This window comes from Mucilaginibacter ximonensis, assembly GCF_042686265.1.
GTDB lineage: Bacteria > Bacteroidota > Bacteroidia > Sphingobacteriales > Sphingobacteriaceae > Mucilaginibacter > Mucilaginibacter ximonensis.
On record NZ_JBHUPD010000001.1, the window covers coordinates 828781 to 855579 of the forward strand.

General features: G+C 41.8%; 23 protein-coding genes. 4 read left to right on the top strand and 19 right to left on the bottom strand.

Features of this window, described 5'->3' with window-relative positions; translation table 11 throughout:
• Positions 1-64 precede the first annotated feature (64 nt).
• The gene (locus tag ACFS5N_RS03765) at positions 65-967 is read left to right on the top strand and encodes a histone deacetylase family protein (RefSeq protein WP_377182389.1); all 903 of its coding nucleotides are present in this window, start codon (positions 65-67) and stop codon (positions 965-967) included.
• Here ACFS5N_RS03765 and ACFS5N_RS03770 read toward each other — a convergent pair.
• From ACFS5N_RS03770 to ACFS5N_RS03785, 4 genes are read right to left on the bottom strand one after another with little or no spacing between them, the layout of a single operon-like run.
• Positions 964-2343, bottom strand: a complete 1380-nt coding sequence (locus ACFS5N_RS03770; RefSeq protein ID WP_377182391.1) for an MATE family efflux transporter — start codon at positions 2341-2343, stop codon at positions 964-966. The two genes, ACFS5N_RS03765 and ACFS5N_RS03770, sit on opposite strands and share 4 nt — an antisense overlap.
• An 11-nt stretch (positions 2344-2354) precedes the next feature.
• Positions 2355-2978 carry an AlbA family DNA-binding domain-containing protein gene (locus tag ACFS5N_RS03775; RefSeq protein WP_377182393.1) on the bottom strand — a complete coding sequence of 208 codons (624 nt, stop codon included), beginning with the start codon at positions 2976-2978 and terminating at the stop codon, positions 2355-2357.
• Complete coding sequence (locus ACFS5N_RS03780) at positions 2975-3445, bottom strand: GNAT family N-acetyltransferase (RefSeq protein ID WP_377182395.1); 471 nt, start codon at positions 3443-3445, stop codon at positions 2975-2977. The genes ACFS5N_RS03775 and ACFS5N_RS03780 overlap by 4 nt, the downstream gene beginning before the upstream one ends.
• On the bottom strand, positions 3442-3918 hold the full coding sequence (locus tag ACFS5N_RS03785) for a PaaI family thioesterase (protein ID WP_377182397.1): 477 nt from the start codon (positions 3916-3918) through the stop codon (positions 3442-3444). Before ACFS5N_RS03785 ends, ACFS5N_RS03780 begins: the two co-directional genes overlap by 4 nt.
• A 177-nt stretch (positions 3919-4095) precedes the next feature.
• Between ACFS5N_RS03785 and ACFS5N_RS03790 the strand changes: the two genes are divergently transcribed.
• Complete coding sequence (locus ACFS5N_RS03790) at positions 4096-4311, top strand: hypothetical protein (protein ID WP_377182399.1); 216 nt, start codon at positions 4096-4098, stop codon at positions 4309-4311.
• A gap of 130 nt (positions 4312-4441) precedes the next feature.
• Here ACFS5N_RS03790 and ACFS5N_RS03795 read toward each other — a convergent pair whose 3' ends face one another.
• The 7 genes from ACFS5N_RS03795 to ACFS5N_RS03825 all read right to left on the bottom strand — a co-directional run bounded on the left by ACFS5N_RS03795 (position 4442) and on the right by ACFS5N_RS03825 (position 14012).
• Positions 4442-5716, bottom strand: a complete 1275-nt coding sequence (locus ACFS5N_RS03795) for a tetratricopeptide repeat protein (RefSeq protein WP_377182401.1) — start codon at positions 5714-5716, stop codon at positions 4442-4444.
• A gap of 6 nt (positions 5717-5722) precedes the next feature.
• On the bottom strand, positions 5723-6844 hold the full coding sequence (locus ACFS5N_RS03800) for a tetratricopeptide repeat protein (RefSeq protein WP_377182403.1): 1122 nt from the start codon (positions 6842-6844) through the stop codon (positions 5723-5725).
• 8 nt (positions 6845-6852) lie between these two features.
• The gene (gene gyrA / locus ACFS5N_RS03805; RefSeq protein WP_377182405.1) at positions 6853-9423 is read right to left on the bottom strand and encodes a DNA gyrase subunit A; all 2571 of its coding nucleotides are present in this window, start codon (positions 9421-9423) and stop codon (positions 6853-6855) included.
• 409 nt (positions 9424-9832) lie between these two features.
• A complete protein-coding gene (locus ACFS5N_RS03810; RefSeq protein ID WP_377182407.1) occupies positions 9833-10408 on the bottom strand; it encodes a DUF4468 domain-containing protein in 576 nt (191 codons plus the stop codon).
• 83 nt (positions 10409-10491) lie between these two features.
• Positions 10492-11220 (bottom strand): (Fe-S)-binding protein, encoded by a 729-nt coding sequence (locus tag ACFS5N_RS03815; RefSeq protein ID WP_377182409.1) that lies wholly within the window; start codon positions 11218-11220, stop codon positions 10492-10494.
• A 12-nt stretch (positions 11221-11232) separates the two neighbouring features.
• Entirely contained in the window at positions 11233-12534 is a 1302-nt protein-coding gene (locus ACFS5N_RS03820) for an MFS transporter (RefSeq protein WP_377182411.1), read from the bottom strand.
• A 143-nt stretch (positions 12535-12677) separates the two neighbouring features.
• Positions 12678-14012 carry an MFS transporter gene (locus tag ACFS5N_RS03825; protein ID WP_377182413.1) on the bottom strand — a complete coding sequence of 445 codons (1335 nt, stop codon included), beginning with the start codon at positions 14010-14012 and terminating at the stop codon, positions 12678-12680.
• A 166-nt stretch (positions 14013-14178) separates the two neighbouring features.
• Here ACFS5N_RS03825 and ACFS5N_RS03830 point away from each other — a divergent pair, with 166 nt between their 5' ends.
• The gene (locus tag ACFS5N_RS03830) at positions 14179-15834 is read left to right on the top strand and encodes an alpha-L-rhamnosidase-related protein (protein WP_377182415.1); all 1656 of its coding nucleotides are present in this window, start codon (positions 14179-14181) and stop codon (positions 15832-15834) included.
• An 87-nt stretch (positions 15835-15921) separates the two neighbouring features.
• The gene (locus tag ACFS5N_RS03835) at positions 15922-17460 is read left to right on the top strand and encodes a M20/M25/M40 family metallo-hydrolase (RefSeq protein WP_377182417.1); all 1539 of its coding nucleotides are present in this window, start codon (positions 15922-15924) and stop codon (positions 17458-17460) included.
• Positions 17461-17533: 73 nt separating this feature from the next.
• Here ACFS5N_RS03835 and ACFS5N_RS03840 read toward each other — a convergent pair whose 3' ends face one another.
• From ACFS5N_RS03840 to ACFS5N_RS03875, 8 genes are all read right to left on the bottom strand, one after another.
• Positions 17534-18298: a WecB/TagA/CpsF family glycosyltransferase gene (locus ACFS5N_RS03840; protein ID WP_377182419.1), complete on the bottom strand. Its 765-nt coding sequence runs from the start codon at positions 18296-18298 to the stop codon at positions 17534-17536.
• 163 nt (positions 18299-18461) lie between these two features.
• Positions 18462-19262: a WecB/TagA/CpsF family glycosyltransferase gene (locus ACFS5N_RS03845; protein ID WP_377182421.1), complete on the bottom strand. Its 801-nt coding sequence runs from the start codon at positions 19260-19262 to the stop codon at positions 18462-18464.
• A gap of 177 nt (positions 19263-19439) precedes the next feature.
• On the bottom strand, positions 19440-20165 hold the full coding sequence (locus tag ACFS5N_RS03850) for a carbohydrate deacetylase (protein ID WP_377182423.1): 726 nt from the start codon (positions 20163-20165) through the stop codon (positions 19440-19442).
• A 67-nt stretch (positions 20166-20232) separates the two neighbouring features.
• A complete protein-coding gene (locus ACFS5N_RS03855; protein WP_377182425.1) occupies positions 20233-21876 on the bottom strand; it encodes a right-handed parallel beta-helix repeat-containing protein in 1644 nt (547 codons plus the stop codon).
• Between the two features lie 115 nt (positions 21877-21991).
• Positions 21992-23161: a glycosyltransferase family 4 protein gene (locus ACFS5N_RS03860; RefSeq protein ID WP_377182427.1), complete on the bottom strand. Its 1170-nt coding sequence runs from the start codon at positions 23159-23161 to the stop codon at positions 21992-21994.
• Between the two features lie 21 nt (positions 23162-23182).
• Positions 23183-24046 carry a glycosyltransferase family 2 protein gene (locus tag ACFS5N_RS03865; protein WP_377182429.1) on the bottom strand — a complete coding sequence of 288 codons (864 nt, stop codon included), beginning with the start codon at positions 24044-24046 and terminating at the stop codon, positions 23183-23185.
• Positions 24047-24121: 75 nt separating this feature from the next.
• A complete protein-coding gene (locus ACFS5N_RS03870) occupies positions 24122-25333 on the bottom strand; it encodes a hypothetical protein (RefSeq protein WP_377182431.1) in 1212 nt (403 codons plus the stop codon).
• 45 nt (positions 25334-25378) lie between these two features.
• Entirely contained in the window at positions 25379-26788 is a 1410-nt protein-coding gene (locus tag ACFS5N_RS03875) for a lipopolysaccharide biosynthesis protein (RefSeq protein WP_377182433.1), read from the bottom strand.
• Between the last annotated feature and the right edge of the window lie 11 nt (positions 26789-26799).

Genomic DNA, 26799 nt, shown 5'->3' on the forward strand with positions numbered 1-26799 from the left:
ATATTTAACCCGAGCGGTAAATCTCACGTGGCAGATATAAAAGTCGCTTATATCAAATATTTGAATGCTTAAAATTGCTTTTGATCCAATATATATCCATTCGGTTCCGTTGAATCACCGGTTTCCGATGTCGAAGTATGAACTGATACCGGGGCAGCTTTTACATGAAGGATTAATTACTGAGGAGAATTTATTTAGTCCGGCAATGGTTGGTGAAGAGGTGATCCTTCAAACACATGACGAAGTATACTGGGCGCATTTGCGCGACCTGACTTTACCGGCAAAAGAACAGCGCCGCACCGGTTTCGAACTATCTGAGCGATTAATTGAACGCGAACGCTGTATTGCACAGGGAACCATCAACGGTTGCAGGTATGCCTTTGAATATGGAATTGCGTTTAATATAGCAGGAGGCACCCATCATGCCGGCACCAATTGGGGAGAAGGTTTCTGTATGCTTAATGATCAGGCTATAGCGGCTAATTACTTGTTAAATAATAATTTAACATCGTCTATCTTAATTATTGATTTAGATGTTCACCAGGGAAACGGCACGGCGCAAATTTTTGAGACCGAGCCGCGCGTGTTTACGTTCTCCATGCATGGCGCTAATAATTTTCCATACCGGAAAGAGCGCTCAGATCTCGACATTCCTTTGCCCGACGGTACATCAGACCACGAATATCTGAGCATATTGAAAAACACTTTGCCACAGATTATCGCACAGCAAAAGCCTGAGTTTATATTTTATCTATCAGGAGTTGATGTTTTAGCGACCGATAAACTGGGCAAGCTGTCATTGAGTAAACAAGCTTGTAAAGAACGCGACAGCCTGGTATTTGAGCAATGCATTGCCAACAAAATACCGGTACAGGTAAGTATGGGTGGTGGTTATTCGCCCGATATCAGGGATATCATCGATGCGCATTGCAATACGTTCAGATTAGCTGCGGACCTATTTTTCTAATCTTTAGCGATGATGATATCCTGGTGCAGGCGATGATGTTTACTAATAATTTTAAAGCGGAAATACAGGAGGATCGCAGATACCATCAAACCCAAAACCAGTCCAAACCAAATACCGTTTACACCATGGCCAAGATATATTCCCCAATAATAACCAAAAGGCAGGCCCACAACCCAGTAAGCCAGAAAAGTTATGAAAGTAGGGATATTTACATCGCCCATTCCGCGTAAAATACCCAGTCCTACAACTTGAGCGCCGTCAAATAATTGAAATATGGCTGCTAATATAAGTAGCTGTGCTGCAATGTGTATAACACTTTTATCTGAAGTATATATCCAGGGTAGCAGCGCATTACCGAAAGTAAACACCAGCGCAGTGAAAGCCATAAAAATAAGCACAATGTGATAACTCGCATTAGCTGACAATTGGAGTCCGTTGTGATCTTTTACGCCAAAGTAGTTCCCGGATTTAATAGCTGCAGCGGCAGAAACGCCGCTGGACATCATATACGTCATCGAAGCCAGGTTAATAGCTATCTGGTGTGCCGCTTGTGGTAACACCCCTATAGTGCCAACCAAAACAGCAGCCGCGCTAAAAGCACTGATCTCGAAAGCGTATTGCATTGCTACCGGCGCCCCAATCTTTAAGATACTCAAGCCTCGCGTCCGGCTAATGTTTTTGATTGAGAAATCCTTTAAGTATTCTTTAAAGTTCTTCGACCTGAAAACGTAAATACCCATTATGATAGACATTACACAACGGTCGATCAAAGTACTGTAACCGGCACCCATAATACCCATAGGGTGAATACTAAACAGGCCTTTAACAAAAGTTATTCCCAGACATATATTGAGGATATTTCCCCAGATAGATATCATCATTGCCTGTTTGGTAAACCCCAGTCCCTCTGCAAATTGCTTAAAAGTGTTAAAGACGAGCATGGGTATAACTGACAGGCCCAGTAGCATCAAAAAAGGCTTAGCCTTAATCAATACCTCAGGTGTTTGGTGAAGGCGATCTAAAAAGTAAATTGAACCCAGACACACCAACCCAAATAAAAAAATGCCGGTGACTAAATTGATAAATAAACTATTGGACAACAGTTGACCGCATTCGGCCTTTTCGCCGCGACCGTTATGTTGTGCAATAAGAGGAGTGGAGCCATATGATATACCGATGCCGATGATCATTGGTATAGTAAAAATACTTGTTGCTAACGATACCGCAGCCAGACTGATAGTCCCTGCAAAGTGTCCAACTATTATGGTGTCAGAGGTTTGTACAAGCGTATGCCCCAATTGTGATATCACTACCGGAATAGCGAGCTTTAAATTGTCGCGATAATGCGGCTTATGTTTTGGATAGAAGGAAGACATAAGGTTTGTAATTATGCGGCGGTATAGTATTCCTCTTTTTCGGTGGTATGTACCTTTATAACGCCCGAAAGAATCATATTAACCAGTATACGCTGTGCAGCGCGCCGGCCCACTTTAATCAGGTCGCTGTATTCCTTTACAGTAATACGCTCGGTCTTTTCCAAATATTCAAGCAATGATTTTTCATTTGTTGAATATTCAATCAATACCCCAGTTTCATCAGACGATCTTTTAAGCACATCAACAATAATTTTACTTGCTAAAACACTTTTGTCTTTAACGCGTACGTAAACCCACCATTTACCATCTTCAGCAAGCGCGTAATGTGGCTTCATATCACTCTCGGGTATGTCCACAATAACCACCAATTTATCGTCTATATAAACTTCTTCAAATACTGGCTCAAGGGCGGGTCGGGCATATAATGTAGCCGCCCGGGTTATCATATAACGTTCTTCGTCCTCGCTCTTAACACCCTTTATTGTGCCATCATCAGCTACGCCAATCAATAAACGGCCTCCTTTATTATTGGCAAAAGCAACCATAGTGCGCGCTATTTTTTCGCAACTTGTAATGGTTTTCTTAAAATCGAGTGTTACACCTTCGCCTTCAAAAATTTGCCTTTTTAAGTTCATCGTCGTCCTTTTTTTTGTGCCTGGTAAGGTGTTAATATTTCCATCCACCTGTCTGCATTACTAATGCTGACAAAATCAAACTGGCTGTATAAGCCGTGTGCATCAGCAGTAGCTAAACTCCAGCGCCTAAGTCCCTGTAATAACGGGTAGTTTCTGATAGTTTGGATAAGCCATTTCGACAAGCCTTGTTTCCGGTATTCAGACAGTATAAATACATCAGCAATATAAGCAAAAGTAGCTTGATCTGTTATTACCCTGGCAAAGCCTATTTGTTTTTTATGGTGATAAACGCCAAAGCAAATGGAGTGTTCAATGGCATTTTTCAACCTTTCAACAGGTATGCCCTTTGCCCAATACGATTCCTTATCCAGGTAATTATAAATCATATCAAAATCGAGCAAAGTCTTATCGGTGGATATCGAAAAACCTTTATTTAAAAAAGCCTCATCGTTTATAATTATTTTCATTGTGATGTCTCTGTAAAATTAAGGTTGCGCAAATATACTTCATTAGTCACCGTCACACATACTTCGCCGTGTATATTGTAAATGTCTATTGGGTGCGCCTTAACATACTTCCCACCAGTGTTTAACACGTGTTCGGCTTCTGCTATATCTTCATCGCTAATGCGGATCTTAAATTGCAATTTAGTTAAGCCGGGTTTTAAAAATTGTATCTCGGATGATTTTGACCAGGCAATTACGTTGTAACCTTTGTGTATAAATATCTGGTGAAATAATAGCGGGTAAAACGGATCGGCAGCTGAAAAAATAGTGCCGCCGAAAATAGAGTTGTTATAATTTCTGTTAAAAATACTACGGTTTATATTAACTGTAACTCCACGAAACCCTTTGTGAATAGTGACAACCCAAATGCGCTGAAAAAACAGAGGAGGGTAGATGCGCATACCCCATTTTGACATTCTCTCTGATACTTTCATAACGCTTAAATATCCGCATTTAAAAACAAAAAAAACACTAATTAGCCTGCTTAAATTCAGCCCGATGACTTATCAGGCTTTTAATTAGATTATTAACTAATAATTTAAACAATGTCATTCAAACAAGGTTAAATATATAGTAAAGCCATAAAATTCAAAATTTAAATAACAATACCTATGAAAAGACAGATTTTAAATTTCGCGCTTGCCACGGCCATATTTGGTATCATTGCTACCGGTTGCAGTTCTGAAAAAAAAGCGGGTAATTCTGACTCAACTGCTGTTGATACAGCCAGCATGGACAGTGCAAAAAAAGCAAAAATGATGAAAAAACAAATGCAGAAAGATACAGCTACACCTGCCAAAACTATTGAGGATACTGTAAAGCCATAATAGCGCCGATTAATAATAAAAAACCTGGCAGACCGCCAGGTTTTTTATTATTATATAACTTTCCCATAATTAACATTATGTTAAGTAATAGTTTGTTTTTAAAGCCCACCTATTCTGATGGGCTTTAAAATTATTGACCGCCTAGGGCTTTAATTTTTTGTGTAGTTTCTGTAACCTTGGCCATATCCTCTACGCCAACATAATAATTTCTTAAATTGGTAAGCGCCGCAGATGACTTTGGGTTAAGCTCAACAGCTTTTAATACGTATGGTTTTGCTACTTCAAACTGAGCTTTGGCTTTAGCTTGCATGGCAACATATTCCTTTTGCTTACTAGCTGGTAATTCGCCGGCGGCGTTATGCATATCAATAGCCGGAGAAAGTAATACTGAACCTAAATTCAATGTTGCCTCGAAATAATTAGGGTCTATCTCAATTGCCTTTTTATACATATCAGCAGCTTTTGCGTAAAAGTCGTCTTTTTTTGCGGCTAGAGCTGCCAGGGTTGCTGCATCTTTTTTTGCCTTTTTTGCTTTATCTAACTCGTCATGTACAGCCGAGCCTGATGAAGAATATGTTAGGCCCGCATAGTAATACAACTGCTTGTTCTTAGGGTCTGCAGCTATAGCGGCCTGAACTTTACTTAATATTTCGCCCGATTTGCCTGTGGCCAGACTGATTTCAATTTCCCGTTTTCTAAGATCAACGTCGCTCGGAAACTTGGCGACGCCTTCTGTTGCCATCTTCAGTGAATTGACCGTATCCCCTTTGTTCAGGTAAAAGTTAGACATACTTATATATACATAGGCATTCTTTGAATATTGCATAGGCAATAATTTTTCATAGTTGGCCATTGCATTTGGTATGTCATTATTTTGCTGGGCAGCCAGGCCTGTATAAAATAACGCAGTAGTATCGGTTGGGAAAAGCTCTTTATAATAATTAAAGTTTTTATAAGCTACGCCATAATTATGTGCCTGAAAATCTTTTACCCCTTCATTTAACTTAAACTGGCCCAGGTTTACGGCGGCATCGTCAAAAATGGCCTTATTGGCGCCCTGGGTGTCTAGTTCTTTTCCTTTTTTGTAAGCTGAATCTGCCTTGTTAAAAAAAGGTACGTTGTTTTTCTTATTAGTATCACGTACGGCCAAAGTTGCATAAATAGCAGCTTTTAAAGCAAGCGTTTGAGGTAAATCGGCAGTTTTACTATTAGCAGCTGCGATATCCAGTGACTCGCGTGCTTCAATTAAACTTTTATCAGCCTCGGCGAAAGTAGCCGTATTTCTGTTCAATTTCAGATAACTGTCATATGCGTCGGCGGCATGTTTTACACGATATTGCTGAGCAAAAGAAGCTGTTGAGATTACAACGCTTAAAACCCCAGCTAACAAAAATTTAAATCTCATGATTTTTTATTGATTAGTTAATTGTTTTAGTTTATTGTCTATTTTTTCGGTCTGGTCGGCATTTCCGGTTTTAGCATATACCATTTTTAAAACCTGTAGGCAATTTACATCATTTGGCGATATCTCATTAGCCTTTTCAATCCATTGTTGAGCATAACCCAAATTCTTATCGGACTCATCGCCCCTGGTCAGAACACTTTTTTTCAGGTATAGTAATCCAAGGTTAAATATCGGATCGTAAGCGGCACTGTTAAGATCAATTACTCTTAAATACAGATTCTCTGCCTTATCATATTGTTTTAAATGATCGTAGCAATTGGCAACTACAAACACAATATCGGGGTTATTAATATTATAATCAAGTAAGGCTGGTAATAATGGAGCCAGGGACTGATAATCCTTACTGTTGTTATATATCTGAGCTTCGTCCAGTAGCAATGATTTGTCATCCGGATTCAGCTTCCGCCCTCTCTTGATCATTTCGAGCGCCTTAGCAGTATCCCCCACTGCTTTAAACACCGTGGATGCAGCTTCTATATAATCGGCCCGGGTACTATCTGATTTTACAACGCTGTTGTAATATTTTTCGGCGGCGGTTACGTTACCAAGTTTGTTATTAGTGTAGGCAATGTAAGCGTTCAATGGCTTAAAGGCAGGTACATAGCGGTGTGCTTTTAAAAACATGTCGCCTGCGTTTGTGTAATCAGAAACACGCATATAAGCAAAGCCTTTACGTATATAAACGTTAGCCAGACATTCCCGTGCAAAATCCATTTCAGGCTGATACCTGAAAATCCTTCTACGAGTATTCAGCACATCTACCTGGTAAACGGTTTGTTTAAAGAAATCTGCAGGCTGGCCTGTCTGGTTGGTAGAATCGACATACAAAATAGCCGAATTGATCACCGCACGGAAAACCTGATGCTGGAGATTGCTGGTATCAGGAAACACTTTAATTAAGCTATCGATTGATTTTTTTGCGTTGGTTAAGAATTTTAGTTCTTTACGCTGTTTATAGTACGCTAAGTTATTTACTATGCCCTTTAGCATTTCTGACTGGCAGAATGCAAAGGGCGTAGTAAACAGTACTAATAAAACCGATAAAATTATTTTACGGCTGTATTTCATAGTGTGTTTTATTCAGTTTTGTCGCCTGATGTTGGCTCGGTTGCGTCACCACCTTCCGCATCAGGGGCTGGATTTCCATCTCCTCCTTCAATTGCATCTGTGATCTCCTCCTCTTCATCATGCTCTACTTTAGCAACCGATGCAATCTCATCGTTACCTTTTAAGGTAATCAGCCTTACGCCTTGTGTGGCACGGCCCATTACTCTTAATTCGCTTATAGCTATACGTATAATAACGCCCGATTTATTGATAATCATCAGGTCTTCGTTATCAGTAACACCTTTTATGGCTACAAGGTTTCCGGTTTTTTCAGTTATGTTTAAAGTTTTAACACCTTTACCACCTCTGTTAGTAACGCGATAGTCGTCGATATCAGTACGTTTACCATAACCTTTTTCTGAAACTACCAGTACGGTGGTCTCCGGGTTATCAATGCTGATCATACCTACAACCTCGTCATTATCGCTGTCCAGACTGATACCACGCACACCTGTTGCGGTACGGCCCATCGGTCTCACGGTCGATTCATTAAAGCGGATTGCACGGCCTGATTTAAGCGCCATTACAATTTCGCTGCTTCCGGTTGTCAAGGTTGCTTCCAATAAAGAGTCGCCATCATTAACGTTTATTGCGTTAATACCATTAGCACGCGGGCGGGAATAAGCTTCTAAAGAAGTTTTTTTGATGACACCCTTTTTGGTACACATAATAATAAAGTTATTCTCCAGATACTCGCGGTCTTTCAGGTTAACAACTTTGATGTAGGCCTTAATTTTTTCCTCTTTCGGGATATTGATGATATTTTGTATGGCACGACCTTTTGAAGTACGTGAGCCTTCAGGTATCTCAAACACACGTAACCAGAAACACTGCCCCGACTCGGTAAAGAACAACATGTAGTTGTGGTTTGAGGCAATCAGCAAGTGCTCAATAAAGTCCTCGTCGCGGCTGTTGCTGCCAATTGAGCCTTTGCCCCCTCTGCCCTGTCTGCGATATTCTGTCAGTGAGGTACGTTTAATATATCCTTCGCGAGAGATGGTGATAACCACGTTCTCATCCTCGATAAAGTCCTCGGTCTGCATTTCGGCAGACGAGTATACTATCTCGGTTTTGCGCTCATCTCCATATTTATCCCTGATCTCAGCAAGCTCGTCTTTGATGATTTGCATTCGCAAACCCTCATCTGCCAGTATAGATTTCAACCACTCTATAGTTTTCATCAGGGCTGCGTATTCTTCTTTGATCTTATCACGCTCCAGGCCTGTCAACCTTCTAAGGGTCATATCCAGGATGGCGCGAGCCTGTATATCACTCAAGCTAAAATTAGCCATCAAGCCTTCACGAGCCTCATCAGGTGTGCCTGATTCACGGATCAACTTGATTACCGCATCCAGGTTATCTAAAGCAATTAATAAACCTTCCAGGATATGGGCACGCTTCTCAGCCTCGGCCAGCTCAAATTTGGTACGACGGACAACTACTTCATGACGGTGCTCCACAAAGTGGTGGATCAGATCCTTCAGGTTCAGCAACATTGGGCGGCCATGTACCAGCGCAATGTTATTTACACTAAATGAAGTTTGTAACGCCGTGTATTTGAACAGATTGTTCAGAACGATAGAAGCATTAGCTTCGCGTTTTATTTCATAAACTATGCGGATACCTTCGCGGTTCGACTCATCGCGGATGGCAGAAATGCCTTCAAGCTTTTTATCGTTTACCAGGTCGGCGGTACGCTCAATCATCAAACCTTTGTTTACCTGGTAAGGTATCTCGGTAACGATAATACGCTCACGGTCGCTACCGTAAGTTTCAATTTCGGCACGGGCACGCAGTACAATACGTCCGCGGCCGGTTTCTAAGGCTTCGCGAGGTCCGTCAACACCGTAAATGATGCCCCCTGTAGGGAAGTCAGGACCCTTAACATGTTTCATCAGGTCGGCAACTTCAATGTTACGATCATCGATATAAGCAACCGTAGCGTCGATAACCTCGGTAAGATTGTGCGGCGCCATGTTGGTAGCCATACCTACTGCAATACCTGAAGCACCATTAACCAATAAGTTAGGGAATTTTGAAGGTAAAACCGTTGGCTCTTGCAGCGAATCGTCAAAGTTAAGTTGGTAGTCTATGGTATCTTTGTTGATGTCGGCCAGCATCTCCTCGGCAATCTTTTCCAGCCTTGCCTCGGTATAACGCATGGCCGCAGGGTTATCACCATCTATCGAGCCATAGTTACCCTGGCCTTCAACCAATGGGTAGCGTAAGCTCCACTCCTGCGCCATACGCACCATGGTGTCGTATACAGAAGAGTCGCCATGAGGGTGGTATTTACCCATTACCTCACCCACAATACGGGCTGATTTTTTATAGGGCTTATTATTATTCAAACCCAGATCAAGCATGCCGAAAAGCACACGCCTGTGGACCGGTTTTAACCCGTCGCGTACATCAGGCAAGGCACGCGATACAATAACTGACATCGAGTAATCGATGTAAGCTGACCGCATCTCCTCATCAATATTAATCGAAATTATCTTGTCTTCTTTGTTTGGATCGTTCTCTGTTCCTTCAGCCATTTTTAATTATTTGTAGATAGTTTGATTTTTAATCGATCTATAATATAAGTCGACCTGCGAAGGTAAGAATTTGGTTGATTTATCTGATGATTTTTGCCAATTAATTGGCATCAAAATCAACCTCAATCCCCCCTATTTTTCAACACTTTTAAAGTAGTCCACATTGTTGGTGAATTACAACCTAATCCATTGCTTTTAGCGCTCAAGTGTTTCACAAAAATATGAAACACTTTGAAACACCTTTTTTTACTAATTATTTGATAATTAGATATTTGCAAAATTGCAGTGAAACACTTTGAAACAGTAGTATAACTTTATGTAAAATAGTATAACACACTACATATAAGCCTTTTATGCTATTTTTAGCTTTCTGACGAAAATTGGGTGAAACACCTTAAGTGAAACACCCCTATTTACGGCTCATGGTTTGGCCGATAGAGGCCATCATGTCATTAATTAGCGGGGTGAGGCTTGCCAGCGCTTTCTTTGATTGTTTTTTATTGAATGGTACAGGGTTAATACCTTGTGCATTTTTAAACTTGCGCTGTGTAAGGTAGTTTATCAAATCTTCGGCCGAAAAATAAGTGCGCTCCTCAGTAGGTTCGGCCTGGTAGCCGTAAACAATGTCTGAAATCCGGACATTGTAGCGGCCGTCCTTATTTTCAATTTCAATGTTCATCTTCACTTTACACGAAACATCCATTTTAAGCGGACCTTTAAATGTTAAAACCTCAGTGCCGTTACCCACTACCCTTCCGCTTGCGTGGTCACGCAACTGAATAACCTCGTCGCTTTTATACCTTTCAACAAACCACAACTGCGCATTGCTGTACAACTGCGATTGTGATTGCGCAGGCACATTAAAAGTTTTTTCATAAACGACTTTGCCACTAGTAAAGGGCAATTTTAAACCTGTGGTATCCTTTTTTTGAGCGAAGGCGGCGCTGCCAATAAGTGCTAAAACCAGTGTAAATAATTTTCTCATAATTGGGGTTAATTTGGTGATATCTAAGTTTCAATGAGGCGAAACAATCTGATTGGAAAGATAACGAAAATTAACTGAGAATGTTATACGTTACCCCAACCGTGTGCCAACACATCGGCCAGGTGCATACATTTAATCTGGACGTTGTTTTTTTCAATATAGCCCTGCAGGTGCATCAGGCAAGAGGCATCTGTCGAAATTATATATTCTGCCCCTACTGAAAGTGCATTATCAACCTTTTGTTGCGCCATAGCGCTTGATATGGCATCAAACTTAACGGCAAAGGTGCCGCCAAAACCGCAGCAGGTTTCGCCTTGCGGCAAATCAACCAGTTCCAGTCCGTGTACTTTTGACAATAATTGCCGGGGCTCTTGTTTAATATGACACTCGCGCAACGCGGCACAACTGTCATGATATACTGCGCGGCCTTCCAATTCGGCGCCGAAATAATCAACCTGCAGAATATTTACCAAAAAATCAGACAGTTCATAAATGCTGCCTTGTACCGCGCGGCATTTATTGTGATCGACAGTATTGGTAAACAGATCGTTGTAATAGTTTTTAACCATGCCGGTACAGGAGGCAGACGGGGCCACAATCACGCTTTCTTCAGAAAAGCTGTTTAAAAACTTACGACCTACCGTTTTGGCATCATCCCAAAAACCAGCATTAAATGCCGGCTGCCCGCAGCAGGTTTGCTCAGGGTTATAGTCGACCGTGCAGCCTGCCTTTTCTAATAACTTAACCGTATTAAAAGCAGTTTCAGGAAATAGCTGATCTATAAAGCAAGGGATAAATAATTCGGTCTTCATGGGCTGCTAATCTCACACTTTTTTTTGAATTTTCCGCTCTTCTTTGTGCAAAGTAATCAGCAAAATTAGCCCGATAATAAAGAAAACACACAACATAAGGGCCGAATTACGCATGCTGCCGGTAAGCTCCTCAATAAATCCGAAGCTAAACATACCACCTACAATGGCCAGTTTTTCAGTAACATCATAAAAGCTAAAAAACGAGGCTGTATCCGGTATATCCTGCGGTAAATATTTTGAGTAGGTTGATCTGGATAACGATTGTATCCCGCCCATAATCAAACCCACTATGGCCGCCAGAATATAAAATTGCGTAGCGTTTGCTGTAAAATAAGCGCCCACACAAGCACCTATCCAAACCAGCACCACTACCGTAAGCACCGGCACGTTACCGTACTTTTCAGACATTCGCGACATTAAATTAGCGCCCCCAATAGCCACCAGCTGGATGATCAGCACAACAGTAATTAAATTAGCCGTTGGCAGATTTAAAACCTTAGCGCCAAAACTGGCCGCTACCAGCATGATGGTTTGCACCCCCATTGAGTAAAAGAAAAATGCCGGCAAAAAGCGTTTAAGCAAAGGCATTTGCTTCACCTTTCGCCAAACATTACCTAACTCAATAAAACCGCCTTTAATAATATTTTGATGATGGCTTTGTGCGTTTGGGCTACCTTTGGGCAAAACGGTAAACGGAATATAAGCGAAGCTTATCCACCAGATACCAACCAAAAGGAAGGATAATTGCGCCGCGCTGCCTGCATTTAATCCGAACGGCTTAGGGAACAGCACAAACACAAAGCAAATAATCTGCAATATAACGCTGCCTATATAACCATAGGTAAAGCCTTTGGCGCTTACCTTGTCCTGCATATCAACGGTAGCAATTTCAGGCAGATAAGAGTTATAGAACACAAACCCGCCTGTATACCCTATTGCAGCCAGCGCAAAACAGATGATGCCGAATTCAAGGTTGTTCAATTTAAAAAAGAATAAACAAGCGCATGATAATGCCCCTAGCCAGGTAAAGCATTTCATAAAGATTTTTTTGTTGCCCTGGTAGTCGGCTATGGAGGTTAGTATGGGCAGTAAAACAGCCACCACCAGGTACGCAGTAGCCAAGGCATAGTCAGACAAAGCGGTATTTACAAAGCTTTTACCAAAAAAGTTTACCCTGTCGCCGGTTGCTTTGTTGGCGGTAATAGCTACATAATAAGCCGGGAATATGGTGGAGGTAATAACCAGGTTATAAGCCGAGTTTGCCCAGTCAAAAAACGCCCAGGCGCGTATGGTTTTTTTATTATTTTTTTCCAAGGATTGAATGCACTTTTATAATTGTCATTCTGAGCGGAGCGAAGAATCTTATCAAGTAAAATAGTTCGAACTGCCAGTTGGATAAGATCCTTCGCTCCGCTCAGGATGACAAATTGTTAATTGAATTTGTTGCCCTTTATTGATTACACCAACTCTGCCTGCGGCGCCAGTGTATCGTTCTTAACTTTCTTTTCAGCAAATAACAACCCAAACATCAGTACCAAACCTATCACAAAGAAAACATCCAGCGCTAAAGCCGAGTCGCGCATTTCATGGGTACGGTCTTCAACCAGTGCAAATACCGCCAGGCCCACCACAATTGAAAGTTTTTCCGTAGCATCATAAAAACTGAAATAAGATGCTGTATCCGGAATGTTGGGCGGTAATAATTTAGCATAGGTTGACCGTGAAAGCGACTGTACGCCACCCATAACAATACCCACGGCAAACGCCGCTACATAAAACTGGTTTTGGTTGGCTATGTAATAAACACTTAAACAGGTTACGGTCCAGAATGCTACCAATACGATAAGCGCTTTGGTGTTGCCGAATTTGTTTGATGCCAGCGAAGTTAGCCAAGCACCTACAATAGCTACAACCTGAATGATCAGAATAATGGTGATCAGATCGTCGTCTTTCATGTGCAGTTCTTTCGCCGCAAACTCGGCCGCTACCAGCATGATAGTTTGTACACCTACCGAGTAAAAGAAAAATGCGGGTAAAAAACGTTTTACCAACGGCATGTTTTTGATTTTGCCGAACACCTTCGCCAGCTCTTTAAATCCGCCGGTAATTACGTTGAAATTGTGCGAACCTGCATTGGGCTCACCTTTAGGCAATATTCTGAAAGGAATGATCGCAAAACCTATCCACCATAAAAACACAATAATAAATGAAATACGCGCGCCCATATCCTCAGTAATACCAAACGTACTGTGAAACAAAACGCCTACCAGGCAAACCAATTGCACCACTATGCTGCCGGCAAAGCCGTATATAAAGCCTTTGGCGCTTACGTCGTTTTGCTTGTCTAAAGTGGCTATTTGAGGCAGGTATGAGTTGTAGAAAACAAAGCCCCCGCAGTAGCCTATGGTGGCCAGTCCGAAGCAGATCATGCCAAACTCAATGGGCCCGCCCTCAACCATAAAATATAAACCGGCGCAAGCCAAAGCGCCCACCCAGGTAAACATTTGCAGATAGCGCTTTTTAGCTCCGCGATAATCGGCGATGGATGTCAGTATAGGTAGTAAAAGTACAATGAGCAGGTATGATGCGGCCAGAATGTAGTTTTGTAATACCGTGTTTAAAAATTTGTGACCAAAAAAGCTAACCATGTTTTTACCATATTTGGTGTTAGCGGTAATGCCTACATAATAGGCTGGGAAAATGGTGGACGTGATAACCATGTTGTACGACTGGTTAGCCCAGTCGAACATACACCACGCCCAGATGGTTTTTTTGTTGTTTTTCTCTTCCATGTGATTGCCTAAAAGTATATAAATTTTGGCAAATCAAAAGGGCTTGTAAGTAACAAGTTAGGGGTAATTTCAAAGCGAAAAAATATAATTAGCGGTAAGCATGGCACAAATTGTAAGTTGAGGTTTGGGAAGCCATTTGTATATTGTACCACCAATTATAGTTATCATGTTAATGCTTAGATATTTCTGCCGGTTTGCGGCTTTGACACTGTGTCTGCTTTTGCTGAAAGATGACGTGCATGCCCAGGATGTTTACGCTGCCTGGCGAAGCGACTGGCTAAAAAAAGCCGAAAGCTATAAGCCGTCTTTAAAAGAGACCGTTAAAAACCCGGTTGGGATTGTAAAGATTGAGAAGGATGCCTCGGCTTTTCAGGGATTTAAAGCCGTGCCGGCCGGTAGTATTGCAAAGCTTTACAATGTTACGTTTAACAAAAACACCAGCGGTACGGTGGTTGATTTCGGCGAACACCTGACCGGGTATTGTACCATCACCCTAAAAACCCGCCGCAATGTTATGGATGCACCATTGCGCCTAAAACTTACCTTTGGCGAAGTTCCAGCCGAAATAGCAACACCATTTGACCCATACCCCGGAAGCTTGAGCCGCGCCTGGTTACAAGACGAAACGGTAACGGTGACCGTACTACCCGCTACTATCACTATACCGCGCAGGGTAGCTTTCAGGTACCTCAAGATTGATTGGCTGGGCTCGTCCCCGGGTTTTGAGTTTGGTATAACCGGCATCAGCGTTAAAGCCACAACGTCAGCAAAACAAACTCCCCCTGCCCTTGCTGGAAGTACGCCGGTTATTATTAAAGATATCGACCGTGTTGGCCTAAACACCTTAAAAGAATGTATGCAGACGGTTTATGAGGACGGCCCAAAGCGCGACCGCCGCTTGTGGATTGGCGATACCTACCTCGAATCGTTAGCTAACTCATGGTCATTTCATAACGATAGCCTAACCAAACATTGCCTGTACCTGCTGGCAGGTCTGGCAAACGAAGATGGCATATTAAGCGCCGATGTTTTTGAGGCACCTGTGCCGCAATCGCACAAAACCCACCTGCTTGATTATTGCTATTTATATAACCTGGCGCTAAAAGAATATGTAGCCGCTACCGGCGACAAACAAACCGGCCTGGATTTATGGCCCGTAGCCAAAAAGCAACTGGATATAGCGCGCAAATATGCGTTGCCCGATGGTATGATGGACTATGAAAAAGCCAATCGGGAATGGTGGGTATTTTTTGATTGGAAAGACGGGCTGGATAAACAAGCACCGTTGCAGGGAATTACTATCTTCACTTTAAACCAAACTTATGAGCTGGCAAAAATGCTTGGTAAGCAACATGAAGTAGCCGATTTACCGGCTTTCGCCAGAAAACTTAAAGATGCCGCCCGCAAAAATATGTATGATAAACAATCCGGCTTGTTTGTAAGCGGAAAAAACAAACAGGTATCATACGCTGGTCAGGCCTGGATGATTTTAGCGGGCGTAGCCACGAAAAGCGAGGCACAACGTGCGTTGACAGCGCTGCCAACCCTTAACGATGCCGTACGCCCCGGAGCGCCCTATATGGAGCACTACTATATAGCTGCCTTAATAGCCGCCGGATTAAACATAGAGGCCAAACAAGCGGTGATTGATTACTGGGGCGCTATGGTTAAAAAAGGAGCCGATACCTTTTGGGAGGTATATGACCCGGCAGATGAATTTAAATCGCCGTATGGTTTTTTCCCGGTAAATAGTTACTGCCATGCCTGGAGTTGCACACCGGTATATTTTATCCGCAAATACCCTGATATTTTTCAGCGTTAGTAACAGATCAGATACCTAAGCGAAAAAATTAGTGTACGTCGGTTCAAATTTTTAATTTGGGTAAATCAAAACTGATCTTAACATCGCATGAACAACCGTTTAAAAATTGGCCTTTCAATGGCCTCACTGCTGTTTAGCAGCGCCGCATTTGCACAGTCGGCCTCCACAAAATCATTTGTAGATGCCGTAATGCAGGAAGAAACCACTAACTCTCAACTGGAAATCCTTTCGCACCAGCTTTTTGATGGCGTAGGCCCGCGACTGGTAGGTACACCACAAATGGCGCAAGCCGGCGACTGGGCCGTAGCCACCTATAAAAAATGGGGCATATCGGCCAGGAAAGAGAATTGGGGCGTATGGCGCGGCTGGGAACGCGGTATCAGTCATATCGATATGATATCGCCCCGTATAAAATCATTAGAAGGTACGCAGCTGGCATGGAGCCCCGGCATGGGTAAAGAAACTGTAACCGCAAAAACTATTATTCTGCCGGATGTTACAGACTCTGTTGCCTTTCAAAAATGGCTGCCTAACGTAAAAGGGAAAATCGTACTGATATCAATGTGCCAGCCAACCGGCCGCCCCGACGATAACTGGAAGGAATTTGCACTGAAAGAGTCGTTCGATAAAATGAGTGAAGACCGTAAGGCACAAACAGCCGCATGGGCCAGTCGCATCAAGAAAACCGGCTACACCAGCCGCACCTTGCCCGTTGCCTTAGAGAATGCCGGAGCGGTCGCCATATTCAGCAATTACTGGTCGGCAGGTTTTGGGGTTGATAAGATATTCAGCGCGTACACTAAAAAAGTTCCTACAATTGATATTGCACTTGAAGACTATGGGATGATTTACCGCTTAACTGAAGGCGGTACTCCTCCTACTATTAGTGTGCATACCGAATCAAAAGAGTTAGGCGAAGTACCTACTTTTAATGTGCTTGCGGAAATTAAGGGAACTGAGAAACCCAATGAATACGTAATGCTTTCGGCGCACTTTGACTCGTGGGATGGCGGCACCGGCGCAACAGACAATGGCACCGGCACCATTACTATGATGGAGGCTATGCGCTTGCTGAAGAAATTTTACCCGCATCCCAAACGTACTATTTTGGTTGGCCATTGGGCCAGCGAGGAAGAAGGTTTGAATGGCTCGCGCGCCTTTGTGGAAGATCATCCGGAGATTGTTAAGAACCTGCAGGCTTTGTTTAACCAGGATAACGGAACCGGCCGAGTGGTAAATCTTTCAGGTTCAGGTTATGAAGATGCTAAAGATTATTTTGGCCGTTGGTTAACGGCGGTACCTGATACGATTAAAAACAGGATAAAAACCAATTTTCCGGGCAGGCCGGGTGGCGGCGGTTCTGACTTTGCGTCGTTTGATGCTGTTGGCGCACCGGGATTTGAATTATCATCGTTAAACTGGGCCTATGGTACCTATACATGGCACACTAACCGCGACACTTATGACAAACTGGTTTTTGACGATCTGAGAAATAACGCTATCCTAACCGCTATCTTAGTTTATATGGCGAGCGAAGATCCCGAAAAAACTAAAAATATAAAGGTGCAAGGCATAAAATGGCCCGAGCCGGTTAAACCGATGCGCCGCGGTGGGTTGCCCCAATAGCCATCGGGGCTAAGCAAAAAAGCCATCCTGAAATAAACAGGATGGCTTTTTAGTATGAAAATATTTAATGTAACTATCCCGGGAGCAAATCGGCTATTTTAGCTTTAATCAATTCAAAAACAAAGGCGGGGCCATACCACAGGTAACGTTTAGCCATCCGTTTAGGTTCTTTGGCCAGACGCACGGCCCATTCCAAACCCAGGTTGATCCAAAATTCTGACGGGCGGGTAATAGTCTCGGCATAAAAATCGAAAACCGCGCCAATGGCGCAAATTATGGTCGTATCCAGTTGATCTTTAAAACGGTATGACCATTTTTCCTGTTTTGGCGCAGTCATCCCTACAAATAAAACTTTAGGCTTAAATGCGTTTACAGCGGCTATCATAGCGGCGTTTTCTTCATCGCTAAATTCTGCTTTATATGGTGGTGAGTAGCTCCCCACTTTAATCTTGGGATATTCTTTAGCCAAACGTTTTTTGATAGCCGCTAAAGTTGGTTCAGAGGCGCCCAGATAAAAGCATCTGCCCCCCTCCTGGTTTAACTTTTGTAATAAATGCTGATGAATATCGGCGCCGGCTATCTTTTTAACTGTGTCGCCATTGAGCATTTTTGCAGCAGCAACAATACCTACCCCGTCGGGTAAAAGAATGTCAGAATTGGTGAGGGCTTTTTTAAACTCCTCATCTTTCTCAGCAATCATGTACGAATACTGATTAACTGTAGTGATCAGGCTTTTTTTGTCGAACGAAAGTTTATTTAAGCTGCTGTTGAAGATAGAATAATCGAGTACATCGACCGTAGAATAATTTAAGACATCCTGAAGATTATAACCTGACATATGTAGGGGTTCCGGTTGAAAGGTGATCGAATCTATGGCCTCTAAGGTAATAAATCTTACCCTTATTCAGACAGGCTTCAAAAATAATATTTGCTATAATAAATAAACAAAAAAACGCCTTCAGGTTGTAAAGAAGGCGTTATTTGTTGATCGGCAATTATTTTTAAGCTAAAGCGTGTCGGCTAATAATATTTGGTTTCGACCTGGAAAAAACACCGGTCAGTTTTGCTTTCATCAGCTCATATACAAACAGCGGCCCGTAGTATAAATATCTTTTGGCCATACGTTTAGGCTCTTTCGCAAGGCGTACTGCCCACTCCAGGCCCAGGTTAACCCAAAACTCTGACGGGCGGGTTACCGTTTCTGCATAAAAATCAAATACCGCACCTATTGCGCAAATAACAGTAGCATCCAGTTGATCTTTATATTTGGCAGCCCATTTTTCTTGCTTGGGAGCTGTCATACCCACAAATAATACCTGTGGTTTAAAACTATTCACCGCCTCAATCATCGCGGCGTCTTCATCAGCGCTAAACTCTGCTTTAAAGGGTGGCGAGTAGCTGCCCACAGTAATTTTAGGATACTCTTTTGCCAGGCGTTTTTTTATTGCTTCCAGCGTTGATTCAGAAGCACCTAAATAAAAACAGCTTCCGCCTTCGCGGTTAAGCTTTTCAAGTAAATATTGATGGATGTCGGCACCGGCAATTTTCTTCACTGTTTCACCATTCAACATCTTCGCCGCTGCAACGATGCCAACACCATCAGGTAATAAAATATCAGAAGTAGTAAGGGCTTTTTTAAAAGCTTCGTCCTTTTCGGCAATCATGTATGAATATTGATTAACCGTTGTAATAAGACACTTTGAGTTAAAATTAATTTTGTTTAGGCTGCTGTTAAAAATTGAATAATCCAAAACATCAACCGTAGAATATTTTAAAATGTCTTCAAGTGCTAATTGTGCCATTGCATAAGGTGTTTGAAAAGGATAGGCAAATATCCTACCTCAAATCAACTAAAAAGCAAATTCAACGTAATTATAGCCAGAACGCGGTTTGTAAGCTATGAATATGCAATTGCAGCAGTTTTTGGGTACAACAAAATTACTCAATGTGTGGAATTGTTTCCCGCAGGGGTGTGGAAATTAGCCCCTGAGATAGGCAACCCAATACTCCATTGAGGTGCCGTCAACATGGTCAAATATTTTACCGTCAGCATCAAAATCAGGATGAACCATGATTTCAGTTTTACCTGCGGGATGCTGGTCACCAAAACTCAAAAATTTGTCGACAGTTTCAAAATAATCTGAATGCGCAATATGATTTGCTTTGATTTTGCTGTTTAAAAACTTGCGGTACAAAAATTTAGGATAACTCCCCTCGCGGTAGGTTTGGGCCAAACGCAGCTTCAGTTTATGCCGCTTAGCCAAATCAATATACATGCTATAAAATGAGGGTAAAGTGTGCAAATGAAGATGAGAATCAACATGGGTAATGTTAATTTTAGCCCCAAGCGCTTTTTCCATCTGTGCGTTAAGTTCGGCAGCAAAAGCAGCTTTAATGTCTTTGCTTAACAGCTGTGTAATTTTGCCGGTTTTCGATAAATTCCAGTTACCGTCAGCATCCAAAAATTCAGGATATTTAAAATTGCTGACCGGCTTACCCTCGGCAAAATTACCGTGTAAGCCAATGTTGATGATTGCCGGATTGCTGTGAATAAAATCAATCGTTTCATCAAAACAATCCATATTGGTTAAAAAGGATGTACTGTTGATACACCCCTGCTGATAGGAATACAAAATGGCTTTGTTGACCGATGGTCTTAAACCAATATCATCTGCATTGACAATAACTGACGGAGGTATCTGCATTTTCACCAAAACAACAACTTAGCCCCTAATTGCTTTGCAGGGCGACCCGAAAATAGCTATTAATCAATTAAAAATTATTATTGGCTATGGTTTTGTAAGCAAAATCACCCAGATTATTAACAGCGCCTGTTACAATATTACCAACTAGGGTTATATTTTTTGCAGGATCTGTGTTACCCGAAATTCCCGAAACTGGCTGGTTGCCGGCTTTAATATTATTACCGTATACTTTATTTCCGGTTAAAACGGCATTGTCGCTTGCTATACAAAAACCCTTTTCATGGCCGGTGCCTCCATTTGCGGTGGTGGCATAGGTTACCGTATTGTTATTAAAGGTGACTATCTGATTTGAGGTTCTTTGCGACAGATCTGTATAAGTTTGGCAGGCAGCTCTTTCAGAGACTTTATTTGCGGTATTTAAGAAGATATTGTTATCGGTAACTATTATATTATATGCTGCCGAAGCGTTATCAATACTGATGCCTACATTAACCGGGTTGGTAACGGTATTTGAAGCAATGGTAATATCGGTAGTTATATAATTACCATATACATAAATAGACGTTTCACAACCTGTAATTACATTATTGGCAATGGTATGTGTATTTGATAAACGCCTCGCCGCTGAAGCATCCGGACTTACATAGTTGGCTATTATACCCACTGCCTGGCCCTTACTATCATTAATGGTATTAGCATTTATGGTGTTGTTTCTGCCGCATTCAATGTAATATGCTATTGCATCGGTAATAACATTATTAGTTACGTAGCTATTAATACCCACTGCAGAGATACCCATACCATCGGCATGCTGATTTGGATCTTTACCACAGCTTGTGACCTTGTTGCCTTTAATGATAGTGCCATCAATATTTCCCCAATCTTCAATGCCCATCATACCCGGGTTGGTAATCACGTTGTTGGTTAGCACATTGCCGGTGCAATACGTGTCCGTGTTTCCGTGGGCACTCAAACCGTCGCTTGGTGCATGGTCAATGGTATTACCGTCAACAATGGTTCCGCTCGCGCCGGCTTCTGCATACTCAATACCAACTGATTTTAAGATATTTCCTTTAATGATGGTATTGGCAGACTGATCGCCGGTAACCCATACCGCGTCGACCCCGTTAGTGGCATAGGGTAATGAGAAATTAAAAAAGTTATAGCTGATATTGGTATTTTTGCTGTTTTGAACATAGATGCAGGCATTGCCCCATTCGCTTGGTTTAAAGGTACGCGCCGATTGAAACTCAATATTGATAAAGGAGCAATTGTCGTTGTTTTGCAGTTGAAAAAAAAAGCCTTGTGTAAGCAGCGTACCTTTCATTGATAAGCCGGCTTTAATAACTGCGCCATCTATACCATAAATTTTTACGCCTGCGCGCATGGCAATGGTTTTAGTAATAATATAGGTGCCTTTTGGTAATACGATGGTATTTTCTGAGTTAATGGCACTTTGCAGCGCGTTAGAGTCATCAGTAACACCATTACCTGCGGCGTTATATTTTTTTATGCTTACAGCGTCGGCCGGAGGTACGGTATCAACATTTATAACAGGAGTTTGAGGAGTAGTTACCACGGCAGAAGTTTGACGGGCGACAACAGTTGTTTGTGCGTTGTTCTGATAATTGGCTGGAACGGCATTATCCATTTTCTTGCACGATAAGAAAATCAGCAGCACCGGAAATAGCATAAGTATAAGTCGTTTCATTTAAATTAATCAGGTATAGGCACTTATACTCCTATTTCGAGCCTAAAGTTACAGATTAATTTAAAAATTGTGATTTTTTTTCCTTAAACGGGAAATTAATTTCCCATTCAACATTTTATTTGTTCCATCCTGTTGTATTATAGCCGCCTTTCCAAATCTTCATAAATATTTTTCCTAATAAAGTAGGTTTTTGAGGCTTTTGCGTGGACATTTTAGTCAATACCGTGAGTAATTCTTTCCCCATATTAGCATAATCCATCGTGCCAATTATCTGGAGCGATCTTTGCGACATGGCCAATTTTTCAGAAGGCTTTAAGTTAATGAATCTGAGCATCTTTTCAGCAATCTGGTTCACATTCTCCGGATCAAAAACATAGCCGTTGCCCCTATCTTCAAGTAAAGCAGTATGAGCGTTAATTTTTTTGCTCAATAACACCGGCAACCCGGCGGCCATGGCTTCATTCACTACCAGTCCCCAGCTTTCGGCAAAACTGGCCAGTACAAAAGCATCTGCGTTGAACAGGTACTGTGGTATAGCTGTGTTAGGTATAATGCCGGCCCATTCTACCCGCCTTAAATCTAAATCGGCAGCAAGCTTTTTCAATTTTTCTTCTTCAGGGCCTGATCCGATTATTTGCAGGCGATAAACATCATTTTTATCCTCAACCTGTTTCCATGCTTTTAACAGATTGTCAAAGTTTTTAATTTCAACCAGCCGGGCTACACAAATGATGACGTTGTGATCAACGGTCTTATCACCTTTAACTTTAAACAACTGGTTATCAATAGTGTTGTATCCATGAAAATACCATGGATGCTTAAATACGCCTTTGTATTCAATGTCATAATCGGGTGATGGAAGCCATAGCGCATCCGACTGAGCGGTGATAGTATCCTTAATAAACTGTACAAATGCATTACGCTTAATATCTGAAGGTTTGCCATCATCAAACATTATAAAGTGCTTGTTATGCTTACGGCACCAGGCCACGCCCAAAGCGCCCGAAAAGAATACGATAGAACCTGCGATAATTACATCGGGGTTTATTTCATCAAGCCTGGCAAACAGCTTATCCCTGATTTCATTTTTTGAAAGTTCATCGTAGCTATTGTCCGGAAACAAACAATTGTCCTGATCAAGCGGGTCAAAAGCGTAAGGCGAACCTTTACCAAAAAGCTCGATGGCATATAGGCTGATATTGTGCCCGGCCATAAATTGGCGAAGGTATTTGATCCGTCCTTTCCAGTAAACACGCAGATCGTTGTGCAGGATAACGACTTTCATATAATTGATTGGTTAGGTTTGTTAGTCTTTTTTATATTTATCGTAAACCGAAGGAACCAAGGTTTTAAGCCACAGCTTTAAAAAAGCTTCGGGATATTGAAACGGAAAAAACTTGCGGATATATCTGAGATAGCTTCTTGATTCAATACCTTTTGGGCTACGCATGTATTCTATGCGTTTTTTTAGTGATTTTGCCGATGACCAGGGTTTACCATGATCATAATCGCATGAGCCCAGATATTTTGGCGCTACCCACACCTTGCTACCATGGCGCTTGGCATTTAAAGTGTAATCAAAATCGGCGAAGCTGTGTATATAACGATCAGACAGAATACCAATTTTACTAACCGTAGCCTGATCTACCAACATAATATTTGCGTTGCCCAGATCGCACTCCTGTAGTCCGGTACCATCAGGTGTAAGTAGTATAGAGTTACCTTTATAATTGCTAGTTAACCTACGGCCACCATAAGTAATTTTAGTATGATCCGGATTTAAAACGCTGCCTATGATGATATTGTCCTTGTTGGGCGCCTGGTTATAGGCGTCTATCAGGTCGGTTAAAGCATTGTCAAATAGCTTGACATCATCATTCAACAGCAAATAAAAATCATAATGCCCCTTAGTTAATACGTGTGTCCATAGCATGCGCATGCCTCCGGCCCAAAATAATGAGCCCGAACCTTCAACCAGGTCTACCTGCGGATAATTTTGTTTAACAAACTTGCCGGTACCGTCAGGAGATTGGTCGTCAAGAATGAAAATATCCAGCTCATACCCTTCGGGTAAGCGCTGCGAGGTAAGGGTTTGCAAAAATGTCTCAGTTTTTTTGACACGATTATAACAGCATGCCATGGCGGCAATTTTTACAGTTTTTGTAGGCATAGTACTTTATCGGTATGCTATAGGTGTTTTTTGTATGGTGTCTGGCCTGGCAATTTCATCATCTGCTGCTTCGTCCTAATCACCGTCAAGATCTTCGTGAAGCGGCCGGGCATAAAAATATAAAAAATAAAAATTCGTCATTAGCGGCAAAATAAATATCGATTCAGAAAAACCGAGAACAAGTATCAGTAAAATGCAATAAATGAGCAGTTCTTTTTGCTGGGTAAATTTGCCGAAGAATTGACCAGCACGCGTTAGCATATACACAAATGATACCGCGCCGAACTTGGCAAAATATTCGAATATACCGCTTGACGTATTTGCATTTTGCAGGTAAGGAACGGTTTCAACAAATATGTTGGAAACACCCAGTATCAACTGCCATTTAAATTGCCGGTAAATAAATATTAAGCTCGAAAAACGGTTAAAAGGCATCTCTTCTCCACGCCTTATATACCAGGCACTCAAAAACTCTATGTTCTGCAGGTCCCTCATGTCGTGCTTGTAAATATCAATAACCTTATCAAGTAAAAATGGCAGCTTAACCACCGCAACAGCTAATACCGGTACCGCTACAATGGCCAGCGTGCTAAATTTGACCCCATTGGCACGGCAATACATCAAATAAACAAGCCCTAAAGCCACAAATGATGTGGTAGACAAGGTAGTGAGCACGCCTAAGGCCAGCCATTTTACACCGCTGTCAATTTTAAACCCGTTTTTAAACAGCTGCATCATCAACCCGATGATCAAAAACAGGCCGAAGGCGCCCGGCTCCCAGGAAAAGCCGGAATTTTGATAATGGTGCTCCTTGATATAGGTGAATACAATAAAATTGGTGATGGTGTAACCGGGAGGATGTGGCGGTATTGCAACCGCATTACCGATGTTATACAGCGCGTCGCCGGCAACAAGTTGGATACAGTATAGCGGAATAGAAATTTTAGTCAGATCAATAATCACCCGCGACAAATAATCTATTGCTTTTTCCTTTAGTAAGGCACAATAAATCATGCTGGGTAAAATATATTTAAACAGGTAAATAATATCGCTTATATAAAAGCGGATGGGCAGATTTAAAAAGAAGTACGACCTAAACGAGCAGTAGCTGATATAAACCAACATAAAATAGCCACCGAAACGCAGGTCGCGCTTGTCAAACCTGTTGTAGGTCAACCCTATCCAGATAAAAAGAACCTCAACCAAAAACCAATCAATATTAAAAAATGGAAGGAAAGTTCCATTTGCCGACAGTAGCAGAAATACAAGAGTGGCAAAATAGTTCATTTTTTAACCTGACTTTATTAGCTGGTATTAAAAAAATACAGCAGTTTAGTTAGTTTGCAATTTGTCTGCCTCTTTGACACCGGCAGCAGCGGCTCTTAATTCGCTTTGGCGCATAATCACCCCAATTTCGCGGCGCCACATAATACCTTGTATAATAACCCAAATCGAGGTTGCGTAAACAATGGCATTAAGGCCCATATGATAATACCTGATCAGAAACAGCACCACAGGTATATGCAATATTGCAGTAATCATGGTGACGATAGATTGTATTCGCATGCGCCCTGATCCGTTTATTACAATTACCAGGGTATCAGTAAACAGGCAAAGTATAAAATAAATAGCCATACTGATGCTGGTTGACATGGGTACCGGCACCTTGTCGCCCACCCAGATATGAAACACCGGCTTAATGAGCAAAAACTGTACAATGATTATCGCTGTGAAAGCAAATGCCATTTTGAGCAATTTGCGGATACTCGCCCTTACCCACTCCAGATCATTTAAAGCAAAGGCATTAGTAAATGCACTCCAATAGGTAGCCAAAACTATATAAAGTACAATGCCCGCTACTGAATAATACCTGAACAACAAATTATAAATAGTAACATATGAGCCACCAAAGTTTCGGGTGATGATGATCTCAGTTGTCGACAGAATAAATACACGGGCTATCTGCACAATAAAAAAGGCAAAACTTAACCCAAACAGCGATCTGCTTTTTTTGAGATCAACACTTTTTAAGGACGGACTTATGTTTTTATATCCCTTTGAAAACAAAACGATGCTATAGATAAGCATCACTAACACCGGCAGCATAGTTTGTGCCATAGCCAGGAAAAGTATGGAGCCCTTAAGATACTTAGCGCCTACAATAATAGGTATTAATGGGGACACGTTACAAACCAGCGCTATTTGGTTGGCTTTATGTATTTTTTGATCGCCTTGTAAAATTGATGCTATGGGTTTTAAAACAAACTGCAGCGCCAGGCCTATAAATACCGCAATCAGCGTGTACATAAGCTCATGCTCGTCAAGATGGGTATTGAATACACTGTTCCAGTTTACAAAAGGCGCTATAGCACAAAATATCAGCATCACAGGCACCATAATCATTAACAATATGGCATAGGTTGACGATACGTCTACCTTACTGCTTGCATAATCTTTTAAGGCGAAATATTCTGCTATCTTATTTCTCAAGCCGTTTGCTAAACCAATATCCAATACACTGATCCAGCTAACTGTTGACGAAATGGCCAGCCAGATGCCATATTTGTTGGTATCGAGTAATTTCAGGGAAAATGAAACGGTTAAAAATGCCGAGGCGACACTGATTGCTCTTAAACCGAAGGAAATAATGATGTTTAGATTAACCTTGCCGGTGAGTGATTTATCAGACCCGGTTAACGAGGCTATAAATTTTCTAGCCGACGCTATAATTTTGATAGCCATTAGTCGCGCAA